Raw genomic sequence first — 16,702 nt, forward strand, 5'->3', positions numbered from 1 at the left:
TTATGCGTGTTCTTCTTGATTATCTACAGGTAGCGTAACTTCATTAACGGCGAAAACATCAATAGCGCCGTTATTGTTGTGCCCTACAGAACTCGTGGAAGGGGAATCATTAATATCATCCTCGGTCTTTCCTCTTGCATTCATTGCGTTCACAATATCCGCCGAGGAGTGATCGACTGAGAATGTTTTCTCCTTAATCAGGAAATCATCGTCCTTATCAATGAATTTCACGTCCATAGTATATTCACCATCTTCCAAAGATAGCGGAACTTCGAATATTGCTTTCTGGTTAGTTATCGGCAGAGTAAACTCTTCTCCTTCAAACATAACACTGACATTAACAATATTCTCAGGTACTGATATTTCAAAAGAAGGTGTCTGACTAATTGAACGATCTATTTCATCCCCAGAGTCAGCGTTTAACAATGTAATACTATAGGCTGTCTCCTTCACCACGCTTTCTTCCGCCGCAGACGGCACTGTACGAAGATGCGTAGCGCTTTCGGCATTCACTGTTTCAGACTCCGGTGGAGTAACCGCTGTTGGCGTGGCGTCATCGATCGCATCGTCATGCTGGCTATCCGCTGTTACCGTCACCGTTGAGTCAACCGTCACCTCCAGCGAAGCAGATTGCAGTGAGTTCCCCGCGCGATCCACCACCGTCACGCTCAGCGTGTAGGTACCATCATTCCAGGCGGCTGGCGGCGTGAATGTCCAGCCATCCGCGTCTTGCGTCGCCTGATAGATGTCTGTCACGCCATTATGCGTCACGTTTACGGTCACCCCGGTCACATCAGCATCAATATGCTGCAGCGTAAACTTAGGCTGGGTGTGATTGTGATTCGTCACGTTATCGCTGTCTGAAGCGCCATTGTCTTCACCTGCTGCCAGCGCAATCTCCGGCACGGTCAGCGTACTGTCGATCGTAACGGTAATGGGTAACGAGTTTTTCTGATTACCCGCGGCATCGCTTGCGATTACCGATATCGTGTAGGAACCATCAGCTAACGGTGTACCTGGCGTAAAGAACCAAACGCCATCGGCATTTTTTTCAGCATTATATACGGTCCCATTGATATCGACCTGAACGACCACAACATCGCTTTCCAGATTCCCGATAATAAAGGTAGGCTGATTATCTCGCGTAATATTATCGCCCACCGTACCACTGTCTGAGTCTGGAGATAATGAAATAACAGGAGTCTCTTTCATGATATCGAGAGGGACATCATCACTCCGGTTACCAATCGCATCCACACTCGTAATGGTAAACTTCCCTTCCGATGGATACGGGATCGCCATACTCCATTTACCATTATCAGGAACGGTTAACGTATAAGTATTCCCATTACTATCGGTTATTATTAGCTGAGATTTGGCTTCCGCCGTCCCCTGCATAATAATTAGATCGTTGACAATATCTGAATAAGTTACGACCGGAGCGTTTGGCGGCGTTCGATCAATAAATATTTCATGTACCTCTTCCTTACGGTTGCCTGCGTTATCCTCAATACTCAAAGTGATATCGTATTTCCCTTCCGGAAGTTGATCGGTCGATAACTCCCACTGCCCATTAGCCGCAACGACAGCGGTTGCCAGCGTGACCCCTGCCACGATTAATGATACCGTAGCGCCAATTTCCCCCATACCTCTCATGGTAATAGTAGAGCTATTACTCCACCAGTCCGTTTTCGATGATGATTTATTGTCATCAAGCTCGCTGGTAAATACCTGGATATGCGTATCGACCCAAATGGAATACTTTTCCTGATTTACGTTACCAGCACGGTCCGTAGATTTAACAGTGATATCCAGCTGGCCTTCTGTGAAATAAAGCGGGTTCACCGGCATCTGCCAGTGGCCTTTGTCATTAACCCAAACTTCCCCCACATTTAAGCCATTAATGATGATTTCTATTTTGCTATTGGGCTCGGCACTGCCACTAAACAATAAGTTACGTGTCGTGTCCGTTATATATATTTTGCCATCACTACCGGTCATCTCTGCTAACGTTTGTCCGCCGATAGAATCAATGGCGACAGGCGTCGTATTAAAGGTATCGATAGTAAAGTTTAGCGTTTTCGAGGTAGCCGTGTTGCCTGCTTTATCGGTGATAACATAATAAATGCTATGGGAACCATCGCCCAACGGTGACTCAGGTCGATAAACTTGATTTCTGTCCGTCACCGTGATCGTATCGACTAGCACTCCATCAATGAAAATCTGAACACTCTGGTTCATTTCTCCAAAAATACTAAACGCAGGCCGGGTTTGACTCGTTATACTATCATTACTGAAAATACCGTTATCAGAACCTGCTATCATAACAGGATTATCGATAAACGTACTGGTATCTACCGTGACGAGTAAGCGAGGCGATTCTGCCGTATTACCTGCCGGGTCTTCGGCAACCACTCGGATAGAATATTCACCATCTTTTAACGCATTATCAAACTGATAGGACCAGGTTCCATCTTCAAGCACAAGCACATTTGCCACGATCTTTTCATCCACATAAATATGGATTGTGGCTCCCGCTTCTGCGGTGCCAACTAACACAGGCTTGTTGTGACTAGTAATCAGATCGTCAAGTGAACCAGAGTTGCTCGCATCTTCAAGGTTGAGCGTTGGGAAGTCGGTTGATGAATCGACATCCACGCTATAATCCTTGCTCACTTCAGTGTTGCCAGCAACGTCAGTAATGCTGAAATGAATATTAAACGTACCATCATCTTGCAGCAGTATCGGCGCGCGCCATGTGCCATCAGCCTCAACCATAACAACGTTGACTAATTTACCATCGACAAAGATGCTGACCTGAGAACCTGCCTCCCCGACACCTGAGACTGACAACGCCCGGTTATTAGAGAGGGCCGGTAATGAATCTTCATCAATGTCAAAGACAGCAATTTGAGAATCGATTGTCACGGTTGTAATCGCAGACTCAACCCGGTTACCAGCAGTATCCGTAGCAACAAATTGCACCTGATACTCGCCGTCGGCGCTATTTGCCGGCATGGTATAGCTAATATTACCTGACGAACTCGCCTCTACTGTGCCTTGTAACACACCATTAATATAAACCTGTACCGTCGCGCCGGGATCGGTCATGGCAACCAGTACCGGAGACTTATTATTGGTAATCAGATCATATTTATCACCGCTATTAGTATCCCGACTTAATGAAATATCGCTGATTTCAATCTGCGTATCATGTTCTATCAGGATATCTTTTTGTTGGCTGTTGCCCGCTTTATCTTCCGATACCACGACAAAGGCATTACTACCTTCACGCAGATCTAATTCTGCGCTCCATCGACCATCATTGCCTACCACCAGGGTAGCAATAACCACCCCCTGCGGATTCCTGATGGTTAAAGTACTTCCGGCTTCGGCAGTACCATCGATGGTGACATGAGATTTATTGGTGATCCAGTCGCCAACTTTGCCACTGTCATCAGCTTCGCGTAATACCACGGTTAACGGCGAAATTACCGTATCCAGTATCACATTCTGCGGACCAAACTCTCTGATATTGCCGGCAACATCTTCAACTTTAAACGTTAATACATAATTACCGTCATTACCCAAAGCAGGTAATACTACGCCCCAGTGTCCTGCGCCTGTCGTATAAGCAATCGCTTTTTCAACGCCATTCACAAAGATAGTGATTTTGCTGTTTGGCTCACTGGTGCCGCCAATCTCCGGCGTCACCGTATTGATATATCCGCCCTCATGCATTCCAGATATATTCCATACCAGTTCAGCAACCTCGGTATCGATAGTGACATCAACGGCGGTGGAACGCAGTTCGCTATTATCGCGAGGGTTGACGATACCCACCTGGACGACATAATGGCCATCTTTCATTTCCGATAACTGGAAAGTATATCGACCCGCTGTATCCGCTGTCGCCTCGCCGACCTTCACGCCATCCACATAAATACTCACAATCGCATTAGGTAACGTGTTCCCAACCAGGGTCGGCGTTTTATTATTCGTGGTAAAGTCTCCTAAGGCACCACTATCGCTCTCCTCGCTGAGCTTTATGGTTGGAGGCGTGACATCAATAACAGGTATTACGACAGGAAAGTCGACCTGCGACGATTCATTACCCGCTTTATCTTTGGCAACAATGCTCACAACATAGGAGCCTGGCGCTAATACTGATGGCGGCGTCCAACTCCATTCGCCATTCGCATTGGCGTTTGCCGAGCCGACCACTTTCCCATCCCACTGAATCATAATCGTCGAGAACGCTTCGGCTAGCCCTTTGAACTCAGGACGCAGGCTGGTTGCTTCATACTGATCATCAATAGATGGATCCGAAAGGCGAATGGTAGGATCGATCGTAACCGTATCGATAGTGAATCTTTCCTGCGTTTGCGCAGTATTTCCCGCGACATCTGTTGCGACGACGTTGATGGTATACATGCCATCCGGCAGTATATTCGGCGTCACACTCCAGTTGCCATCGGCGCCAACCGTAATCGTGTGTTTTAGAACCTCCCGACCTGACTTATCGTCAACAATGGTAATCACCAGTTTCGCATTAGGCTCCGCAGTACCTTCGAATTTGGGATTTTGCTTATTCGTAAGGTTATCGCTATTGGAGCTGCCGGTATCAGACGCTGGCTCCATTCTGACACTGACGCTTGTCGTGGTATCAATGGTAAAGGGCAGCTTAGTTTCAGAAGTATTTCCGGCAATATCTCTGAAGACAACAACGGCTTCATATACGCCATCGTTTAACGCAACGGGAACCTGAAATTCCCAGAGGTTATTGCCATTTGCCGTAACCGGATAAGAAACGCCGTTAATTCTGATTACAACAGTATCAATATCGGCGGGTACATTGCCAATAACGAAACGTGGTTTAGTGACACTCGTAATATTATCAACAGCGCTTTCGCCAGTATCATCCGCATCCAGCAAATCAATACTGGGATCAGAAACAATAGTGTCTATTGTGAATGATACCTCTTTGCTAATTTTATTACCTGCGATATCTTCAGCCACTATTTCTATTTTGTAAGTTCCATCCACTAACGGTGTATCAGGGGTAAACAGCCATTTATTACCTGCCCCCTGAGTCAGTGTGCTGGATTTCCCGTTTAAAATTACCGTCACGCTCTGCAGCGGTTCTCTGGCTGAAATTTCAAAACGTGGAGAGGTAATATTCGTAATACCATCCGTAGAATCCTTTCCGGCGTCGTCCAGCATCACGACGCTCAGGCCGTCAATCTGCGTATCCACGGTGAAGCCCAGCGTGGAATTTGCCGTATTTCCTGCCCGATCCGTCGCCTGGACATGGAGAGTATAATGACCATCAGGCAATGCGCTACCTGCAGTAAATTCCCACTGCCCGGCCGCATTTTTACTGATAGGCGTCCAGTTTACGCCATCGAAAGAAACCAGCACCGATGTCACATCATCAGGCGTTGCAATTTCAAAAGAGGGACGGGTAGCATTGGTGACATTATCGTGATCGTTGACGCCGCTATCTGTTGTTAACGTAACACTGTCAATCTGAACCTGCGTGTCGATTTCAATCTGCAGTTCGGCCGATGTTTTGGTATTACCAGCAATATCCGTTACGGTAACAGAGATCGTATGCTGACCGTCAGACAGCGGTTGATCCGGCGTAAAGGTTAAATTCCCCCCTGTGTTTTCAATGGTGTAATCCCGACCATCAATATGAACCACAATGTGTGATACATCATTATCGACATTACCGATAATAAACACCGGTTTGTTAATCCTGGTAAGATTATCATTAGTATCATCACCAGTATCATGGGTGGGATCGAGTACAATTGTCGGCTCTCGCAGAGTCGTATCAATCGTAAACTGCAGCGTTTCTTGCGCAACGTTGCCGGCGATATCAGTCACATCAACCAAGAGAGTGTGTTTCCCATCAGGTAATGCCGAACCGACATTAAATATCCAGCGGCCATCCCCTCCTTTTGTGAGTTCAATCCAATTAGCGGCGTTATCGATTTTAACGCGCACATGGGTAATATCATCAGCGGTAACAATACTAAACTGCGGCTTGTCGACTTTGGTAATGTTATCTACATCGCTATCACCGCTATCTGTAACCAACGTGACGCTTTCAATTTCAGCCGTCGTATCTATCACAACAGGTAATGGTTTCGATGTCGCGGTATTTCCGGCCTTATCTTCAACCGTAACGGTAATATTATAAGAACCATCCGGAATGGCATTGCCTGGTGTAAATTGCCAACCAGCCCCAACCTTAGTCGCGTTATAATCATGACCATCAATCGTCACCACGACTTTAATAACATCGGGGTCAACATTACCAATCGTAAAGGTGGGTCGTGAAATATTAGTAATATTATCGGCGGTATTCGCTCCGGTATCTTGTCCTGCGTCTAAAGCAATAGTCGGAACCTGTATATTAGTATCGATATTAAATACTAAATCTTTATTCGCAATATTACCTGCCTGATCCGTGGCCTCTACGCGAAGGGTATATGTGCCGTCAACCAGAGTATTCGGGCTGTCAAAAATCCACTGTCCGTCGGCATTTTTGCGTATCACATTCCAGTTAGCGCCACCATCCAGGGTTACGCGTACCTGGATGACATCACCGGGAACGTCAATTCTGAATGACGGTTTGGCAACATTCGTTAATTGATCATTCTGCACGCCAGTATCATTAAGCAATACGATATTGTTAATGGTTGTCGTGGTATCAATACGCACCTCAAACGGCGCAGATTCTTTTACATTCCCCGCCAGATCTTCCACCACAACGGCTAACTGATATGAGCCATCAGCCCAGCTCGCAGAAGGCGTAAAGCGCCATTGACCATTGGTGAATACCGCCGCTTCCTCGTGCGTTTTACCGTTGTAAGTTACTTTGACCATCACGCGCGTAACGTCAGAATCAACCTGGCGTATGTCGAACACAGGCCGATCGTGATTGGTGAGGCGATCGCCAACAGTACCACTATCTTCGCCAGCTGCCAGTTCAATCACCGGCGTAGTCAACGTACCGTCTATCGTCACCTTTAAAGGCGCGGATGTTTGCTGGTTGCCTGCCACATCTGTTACCGTCACGGTGAATGTGTAGCTACCGTCCGCCAAAGCAGAATCTGGTCGATAGCGCCAGCCGTCGGCTGATTCGGTGAGTACCACCGTTTTAAACGTACCGTTATGCTCAATACTCAATTCCACGTGTCGAACATCTTTATCGATACTCCCCAACACAAATATCGGCTGAGTGACGCTGGTCAGATTATCGTTCTTATTCTGTCCGGTATCCTGATCGGGCGCCAGCTCAATGGTTGGCGTCAACAACGTGATGTCGATAGTGAAATCGAGCGTCCCCGTCATCTTATTACCCGCACCGTCAGTCACTTCCACGATCAGGGTATGCTGTCCCTCTGGCATATCCGTCGGCCAGGTGTAATCCCAAATGCCAGCCGTCGAACTCTTGATTGCAGTAACCCAAGTCGTGCCGCCGTCAATACTCAGAAGAACCTTTTCCACATCATCCGGTACCGAGATCTGGAACTGCGGACGCACATGTTTTGTGACATTATCGCCAGGGACGCCGCTATCGTTGACTAATTCAATATGATCAATGGCTATTTGCGTATCCACTGTCACCGTCAGCGGCGTAGACGGACGCGTATTTCCCGCCCGATCCTCCACTGTCACCGTCAGCGTATAATCACCGTCGCCCCACGGCGCTGGCGGTGTAAAGCTCCATCCTCCAGCCCCCTGTGTCGCAGTAAACGAGGTTGTCGTTCCATTATGCGTGACGCTGACTGTAACGTTGATAACATCCGAATCGATATTCTGCAGAATAAAGGTCGGTCGGGTGCGATTGGTCATATCATCGCCAGGCGTACCGGTATCATCCGTACTATCCAGCGCAATGGTCGGCGTCGACAACCGGGTGTCGATGAAAAATTCAAGCGTTTGCGTCGCCGTATTGCCCGCTCTGTCGGTGACCATGACGGTTAGGATGTGTTTTCCATCGCCCATATCCGTTGGCCAGGTATAGCCCCAGACGCCTTCGATACCCTGCGCCGCGCTCACCCAGTTTGCGCCGCCATCAATGCTCAGTTGCACAGAATTCACATCCGCCGGCACCGTGATCTCAAACTGCGGACGGGTGCTGTTAGTTAGATTGTCATCCGGCACGCCATGATCATTGACCAATGTAATATCAGTAATGCTGGTTTGCGTATCTACCGTCACTATCAGCGGCGTGGACTGACGAACGTTTCCTGCGTTATCCGTTACCTCTACCGTCAGTGTATAGCTACCGTCCGCCCAGTCAGCATCTGGCGTAAAGCGCCACTGTCCTCCAACTTGGGTTAGTGTCACTTCCTGGCTATTGCCGCCCTGTGTGATCCGCAAAATGACCGATTGCGCATCGGAGTCAATATTGCCAATGGTAAAGCCCGGTCTTTTGACGCTCGTAATATGATCGCCAATGGCACCTGTATCGTCCCTGCTATCCATAGTGATGGTAGGCGTTGACAGCCGGGTATCAATGGTAAAATCGAGCGTCTGCGTCGTCTTATTTCCCGCCTTATCGGTCGCTTCTACCGTCAGGGTATGTAGCCCGTCGGTCACATCTTTCGGCCAGGTGTAATCCCAGATCCCTGCCGTGCCCTGTGTTGCACGAACCCACGTATTACCGCCGTCGATACTCAGACGTACCTCGTTGACATCCCCTGGCACCGTGACACGGAAGTGTGGACGAACGTCATTGGTCAGGTTGTCGCCGGGAATACCGTTATCATTAACCAGTTCAATAGCATCAATGGTGATTTGGGTATCAACCGTGACCGTCAGCGGCGCCGAGTATTTTACGTTACCCGCTTCATCCTCCACCCTCACCGTCAGCGTATAGTCGCCATCTGCCCATGTGCCGGTCGGTGTCACGCTCCAGATGCCGGTCGCGCCTTTGGTGGCCGTCAGCACTTCTTTCGTGCTGCCATGCTGCACCTCAACCGTGACATACCGCGCGTCTGCGTCAATATTACCCAGTAAAAACGTCGGCTTATTCGCGTTGGTCAGGTTATCGCCTTTTGTTCCGCTGTCGTCCGTGCTGTCCAGCACGATAGTCGGTTCTGACAGTAGGGTATCGATGATGAAGTCCAGTTTCTGCGTCGTCTGGTTTCCCGCCTTGTCGGTCGCCTCCACTGTCAGGGTATGTTTCCCCTCTCCCACATCAGCCAGCCAGGTATAATCCCAGACGCCCGGCGTCGCGCTCTGGGTAGCGTTGAACCATGTCTTGCCGCCGTCAATGCTCAGGCGCACCTCGTTAACATCCGTCGGTACCTTCACCTGGAACTGCGGACGCACGTTATTAGTCAGATTATCGTCGGGAATACCGCTGTCATTGACCAGTTCAATGTTATTAATGGCGATTTGCGTGTCCACCGTCACCGTCAGCGATGCCGAATGGCTGGTGTTCCCCGCTTTATCTTCGACTGACACACTCAGGGTATAATCGCCCGCCCCCCATGATGTCGGCGGCGTAAAGGTCCATCCGCCTACACCTTTCGTGGCGTCAAATGTGGTGGTGACGCCGCCATGCTCCACGCTGACCGTAACGCGAACGGCATCATCATCAATATGTTGCAGGTTAAATGTCGGCTGGGTGCGATTAGTCATGTTATCGCCCTGGATGCCGGTGTCGTCCGCGCTATCCAGTACGATGACCGGCGTCGACAGCGTGGTATCAATAGTGAAGTGGAGTGTCTCCGTTACCGTATTACCCGCATTGTCAGTCGCTTTCACATTCAGCGTATAGTCGCCATCCGGCACGGTGCCCGGCCAGGTATAATTCCAGACGCCCGGCGTCGCGCTCTGTGTCGCCTTAACCCAGGTCACGCCACCGTCAATGCTCAGACTGACTTCGTTAACGTCCCCCGGTACCGTCACGCGGAACTGCGGATGGGCGTCGTTAGTCATATTGTCGCCGGGAATACCGTTATCATTAACCAGTTCAATAGCATCAATGGTGATTTGGGTATCAACAGTGACCGTCAGCGACGCTGAGTGTTTTTCGTTCCCCGCCTCATCTTCCACCCTCACCGTCAGCGTATAGTCGCCATCTGCCCATGTGCCGGTCGGTGTTACGCTCCAGTTGCCGGTCGCGTCTTTGGTGGCCGTCAGCACTTCTTTCGTGCCGCCATGCTGCACCTCAACCGTGACATACCGCGCGTCTGCGTCAATATTGCCCAGTAAAAACGTCGGCTTATTTACGTTGGTCAGGTTATCGCCTTTTGTTCCGCTGTCGTCCGTGTTGTCCAGCACGATAGTCGGTTCTGACAGTAGGGTATCGATGATGAAGTCCAGTTGCTGCGTCGTTTTGTTTCCCGCCTTGTCGGTCGCCTCCACTGTCAGGGTATGCTTACCCTCTCCCACATCAGCCAGCCAGGTATAATCCCAGACGCCCGGCGTCGCGCTCTGGGTAGCGTTGAACCACGTCTTGCCGCCGTCAATGCTCAGGCGCACCACGTTGACATCCGTCGGTACCGTCACCTGGAAGTGCGGGCGCGCTTCATTGGTCAGATTATCGTCGGGAATACCGCTGTCATTGACCAGTTCAATATGGTCAATGGCGATTTGCGTATCGATGGTGACCGTCAACGGCGCTGAGTGGCGAATATTACCCGCCTCATCTTTCACCGTTACCGTCAGCGTATAGTCGCCATCAGTCCACGCGCTGCCGGGTACAAAACGCCACTGCCCGTTAGTCTGCGTCAGCTCCACCTCCTCGCTGTGACCATCGCGCATCACCTGCACGACGACCTGAGTCACGTCAGAATCAATACCTCCGATAATAAAACCCGGCGTTTTAACGTTAGTCTTATTATCGTTGGCGGTGCCGCTATCATCTGCGCTATCCAGCGTGATGGTCGGTGTCGACAATGTGGTATCAATGATAAAATTGAGCGTTTCCGTCGCCGTGTTGCCTGCAACATCGGTTGCTTTCACTGTCAGGGTATACGTATTTTCGACCAGATCTGTCGGCCATATATACTCCCAAACGCCGTCAGACGTCAGCGTTGCGTTAACCCAGTTGATGCCGCCATCAAGACTCAGTTGCACAGAGTTCACGTCCGTCGGTACCGTAATATGAAACTGTGGACGTGCTTCATTGGTCAGGTTATCCCCGACAATACCCGTGTCATTAAGAAGCTCAATGCGATCAATAGACGTTTGCGTATCGATAGTCACCGTCAGCGGCGCAGAATAATTTGTATTACCCGCCTTATCTTCTACCTTTACCGTCAACGTATAGTCGCCATCGGTCCAGGCTGCGCCCGGCGTAAAGCGCCACACACCGCCGTTCTTAATCAACTCTATCTGTTGGTTCTTACCATCATGCGCCACCGTCACCACCACTTTGGTCACGTCGGCGTCGATATTACCGAGGGTAAAGCCTGGCATCTTAACGTTGGTGATGTTATCGCCAGCGGCGCTGTCATCCGCACTGTCCAGGGTAATCGTCGGTTCTGACAGCATGGTATCGATGATGAAGTCCAGTTTCTGCGTCGTTTTGTTTCCCGCCTTGTCGGACGCTTCCACCATCAGGGTGTGAGGGCCGTTAGCCACATTCGTCAGCCAGGTATAATCCCAAACGCCCGGCGTCGCGCTCTGCGTGGCGTCAAACCACGTTTTGCCGCCATCAATACTCAGTCTTACACCGTTAACATCCGCCGGTACTGTCACCTGAAAGTGCGGGCGCGCTTCATTGGTCAGATTATCGCCGGGGATACCGCTGTCGTTAACCAGTTCAATACGGTCAATGGCGATATGCGTGTCCACTGTCACCGTCAACGGCGCGGACTGCTTCACATTTCCGGCCCTATCTTCTACCTTCACCGTCAGGATATAGTCGCCGTCCGCCCAGTCGCTGGTCGGCGCAAAGCGCCACTGTCCGCCGGTCTGAACCAGTGGCACCTCCTGTTTAATGCCATTGTGCATTACCTCCACTGTTACCCGGCTGACATCGGTATCAATATTGTTGAGGGTAAAGCCCGGCGTTTTAACATTGGTGATATTATCGCCCGCGATGCCGCTGTCATCTGCGCTGTCCAGCGAGAGGGTCGGCACAGACAGAGTGGTATCGATGGTGAAATCGAGCGTCTGTGTTGTCTTATTTCCCGCCTCATCGGTCGCTTCTACCGTCAGGGTATAGCCTCCGTCGGCCACATCATCCGGCCAGATATAATCCCAGACGCCCGGCGTCGCGTTCTGGGTAGCGTTGAACCACGTCTTGCCGCCGTCAATGCTCAGGCGCACCACGTTGACATCCGTCGGTACCGTCACCTGGAAGTGCGGACGCACGTTATTAGTCAGATTATCGTTGGGAATACCGCTGTCATTGACCAGTTCAATGTTATTAATGGCGATTTGCGTGTCCACCGTCACCGTCAGCGATGCAGAATGGCTGGTGTTCCCCGCTTTATCTTCGACTGACACACTCAGGGTATAATCACCATCCGCCCATGATGTCGGCGGCGTAAAGGTCCATCCGCCTGTGCCTTTCGTGGCGTCAAATGTGGTGGTGACGCCGCCATGCTCCACGCTGACCGTAACGCGAACGGCATCATCATCAATATGCTGCAGGGCAAATGTCGGCTGGGTGCTATTCGTCATGTTATCGCCCTGGACACCGGTATCGTCCGCGCTATTCAGTACGATGACCGGCACTGACAGCGTGGTATCCACCGCGAAATCGATGGTCTTCGTCACTGTATTGCCTGCTTTATCAGTCGCTTCCACCGTTAGCGTGTATTGACCATCTGCCAGGTCTGTCGGCCAGATATACTCCCAGCTTCCTGCCACGCCCGGAGTTGCCTGAACCCACGAATTACCACCGTCAATGCTCAGACGGACTTCATTGACATCGGTCGGTACCGTCACACGAAAGTGGGGACGGTCGTCGTTGGTCATATTATCGCCTTTCACGCCGCTATCGTTGACCAGTTCCACCCCATCAATGGCGATTTGGGTATCGATAACGACCGTCAGCGGTGCTGAGTAGTTGGTATTTCCTGCCTTATCTTCTACTTTCACCGTTAACGTGTAGCTGCCATCCGCCCACGTATTCCCTGGTGTAAATAACCAACTACCATTGAGGTGAGAAAGTTCGATCTCTTCGCTCACGCCATTGTGCATCACCTGTACGACGACCCGATGCGCATCGGCATCAACACCGGAAATAGCAAAACCTGGCTTATTGATGTTGGTCAGGTTATCGCCTGTAACCCCCGTATCATCCTTAGAAAGCAGGGAAATCACCGGCGTTGATACTGTGGTATCGATAGTAAAATCGAATACCGCGCTGTTCGCTTTATTACCCGCAATGTCCTCAACCTTGACATAAACCTGATGCAAGCCTTCCGTTAAATCTGAAGTAAAGGTATAGGCCCATGAACCATCAGGTTGTTGCGTGGCAACACCGATCTGCGTATCAGACGCGGCATCCCATACCTGAACACTGATAATGTCCGGATCAATATCTTTTAGGTGCAAGGTAGGTTTAACGATATTCGTTAAATTATCATCTGAAATTCCCGAATCTGAATCCGGGCTCAATGAAACTATCGGTATTGAAATAGCAGTATCGACGCTAATTAAGAAAGGATCCGAATGGGCAATGTTGCCAGCGATATCTTCAACTGAAGCGGTTATTCTATGATCGCCATCAACCAAACCTTGATCGGCTTTCAGGGTATACTCCCATCTGCCATCTTTATTTGTTCTGACCTCAGCGATCAGTGCGCCATCAATATAGAGTTTAACCGTTGAATAGGGTGCAGCGGTTCCTGTCAGTGCAGGATTCTTTTCATTAATAATATGGTCTGTATTATCAACCCCCGTATCGTTGACCAACTCTATTGTTGGTTTTTGCGTTTGCGTTACGATTTGGAAATTATACGCTGATGAGGAGGCAGTATTACCGGCAATATCTTCTACTTTTACCGTTACGTCATGCGAGCCATCGGATAACGCTGTGGTAAATTGAAAATTCCATACACCATCATCGCCAGCAATAGCCTCACCACTTAACACACCGTCAACATAGATGGAAACCTTAGCATTAGCTTCAGCCATCCCGGTAAACAACGGCGTATTAATTTTAGTAATCATATCGCCTTTAACGCCAGAATCAGCGCTATCATGCAACATAACAGTAGGGATCGGCGTAAAGCTATCAATGGTAAGCTGATAATCTACAGATGACGTTCTTCCTAAAGGATCGATGGATTCAACCGTAATCTTATAAACATTGTCAGACAGATTTCGGGAAATATCAAAATTCCAGTTACCGTCTGCATCCGCAGTCGTCACGCCTATCGTTTTACCATCAATAAGGATATTTACGGTAGCAAACCTATCCGCTGTTCCCAGTAACGTCAGAGCATTATGTTTATTGGTAATCCAGTCGCCTTTTGCACCGGAATCATCACTGGCATCGAGTTCCGCTTTTGGAGGTACAACTTCAGTTTGAATAGTAAAAGAATATTTAACAGTAGAGGATTTATTACCGGCGGCATCCTGAGAAATGATTTCAATATCATAGGCACCCTGAAGAAATTTATTACTAAACTGATAATTCCAGGTCCCGTTTGAGTCAACCTCAATGCTGTCATATAATTTACCATCTCGCATCAATAAGATGGTAGACTTTGGCTCTGCCGTACCGACTAAAGCCGGTAAATCATTCCCTGATAAAATTATACCATTCGGTAAAACAACAAAATCCTCCAAAGAAACTGTCGGAGGTACAGGGGCAACAGTATCGATAATGTAACTAAAGGAAAAATCCTTTTTGTTGCCAGCGACATCTTCAACAGTGAACGTAAGATTGTTAACCCCTTCCACTGAGTCGGAAGTGAAATTGAACGTCCATTCGCCCTTGTCATTCGCTTTAAAAATAACCTCTTCGCCAGTCTCACTATTTATGACACTGATAATAGCATTTGGCTCAGTTTTACCTGTAAAGGTTGGGCGAGTATTGTTAGTAACGTTATCTCCAACAATACCGCTATCATCAGTAGTTTCAATCTCAGCGCTGAAATAGCTGATACGGGTATCAATAGTAAAAGGCAGATTTGCCGTCGCTGAGGTATGCCCGGCAATATCAGTAGCTGTTGCTGTTATATTGTATTCGCCATCCTTGAGCGGCGTAGTAAGCGTATAGCTCCATGTCCCATCTTTAGCAACAATGACCTCACCAAGATGTTTAAGTCCAAGATAAATAGAGACTGTAGAACCGGGTTCCGCCACACCAATAAATGTTGGCAGGGTGCTATTTGTAATGCTGTCATTTTTAATGCCGGAATCACTACTATCATCCAGCTCAATCGTCGGCTTTTCCGGAGCAATGGTGTCGGTTATGATACTATCCGTCGTTTCGTTTTTATTACCTGCTTTATCTACGGCAACGACTTTTATACTATTTTCGCCCTCAGATAATTCATTATCTTTAAATTCATAACTCCAGTTTCCATCTTTATCGACATCAACGCTGGCAACCAGTTTATTATCTACATAAATGTCAACCTTGGCATTCTCTTCCGCCGTACCAACAATTGAAGGCGTCAAGGTCGGCGTTAAGCCCTTATGACCAGACACACTACTTTCAGGCGAAAGTTCAAATGTTGGCTTATCGGTAACGGAATCGATAGTAATGACAAGTTTGGCGCTACCGCTCCCATCAGCAGTCTTGGCCTCTGCCTCCAGATTGTATGTTCCATCAGTCAATGTTTCAGGCGCAGTGAAGGTGAAGTTACCCAAACTATCCGCTACAGCCTGACCGACAGCAATACCATTAATTTTAATAATGACCGTGGCATTGGGAGCAGTGCTACCTACAAACTGAGGTTTGGTAAAATTAGTTATACTATCATCTTTGCTACCGCTGTTACTCTCGGCCGCAAGCGCTAATGTGACTTTAAGCGGCTCTTTAACAGACTCGGCATCGAGCTTATTTTCCTCATTTTTACTGCTATTACTTTTGCCAGTGCTGGTATTTTTATTAATAGGTTGAGGAAGAACTTTTTCAGCATCGTTCTGTTTAGAAGCCTGCGTTGCTTTAGCCTGTGTATTTTGCTGGGAAGCATCGCTTTGCTGAGCCAGATTGTCTTTTGCTACATTGTCAGCCAAAAAGTTCTGCAGCATTTCTTCAATTTGCTTTGACGAGTTCTGTACTTCAAACGCTTCATTGAGCGCTTTTTCTGCAGCCTCCTTAGCTTTCTCAGCTTCTTCCTTCGCCTTATCAGCTTCTTTCTTTGCGTTTTCAGCCTCGTCAAGCTGCTTTTTTAATTCCTCTTCTTCCTTCTTATTTCGTCGTTTGCCATTACCTTTCTTTTCTACCTGAGCAGAATCAACCAATGAGCTGTCAATTCTCTCTAGTTGAATATCTTTTAAATCTACGCTGCCCAGAATTTTAGCGCCGGTAATAGTCTTATCTTTAAATTTAACAGCGAGGTTATTGCCTTTGATACTTGAATAAAGAGCGCCATTGACAATGATCACTGACCCATGCGGCGTCGTAATGTTCATGTCTGGCCCGGAAAGAGAAACTTTTGCGCCTTTGGCATTACCCAAAGAAGATAAATCAATTACAGAATTTTGATCGGCAAAAAACTTTTGTATGCTTTTATTTCCCATAATATTATATTCACTC

Annotated in this window: 1 protein-coding gene; it reads right to left on the reverse strand. The window is 48.5% G+C overall.

Translation table 11 applies throughout. The features are described from left to right. The gene (siiE, locus tag ACH0VJ_RS08060) at positions 1-16,686 is read right to left on the reverse strand and encodes a non-fimbrial adhesin SiiE (protein ID WP_000527184.1); all 16,686 of its coding nucleotides are present in this window, start codon (positions 16,684-16,686) and stop codon (positions 1-3) included. Between the last annotated feature and the right edge of the window lie 16 nt (positions 16,687-16,702).

Source organism: Salmonella sp. 2020_1459, assembly GCF_043847915.1.
Lineage (GTDB): Bacteria > Pseudomonadota > Gammaproteobacteria > Enterobacterales > Enterobacteriaceae > Salmonella > Salmonella enterica.

Coding starts and splice junctions, on each gene's coding strand:
- siiE (WP_000527184.1), bottom strand. CDS start 16,686: ATGGGAAATAAAAGCATACAAAAGTTTTTTGCCGATCAAAATTCTGTA.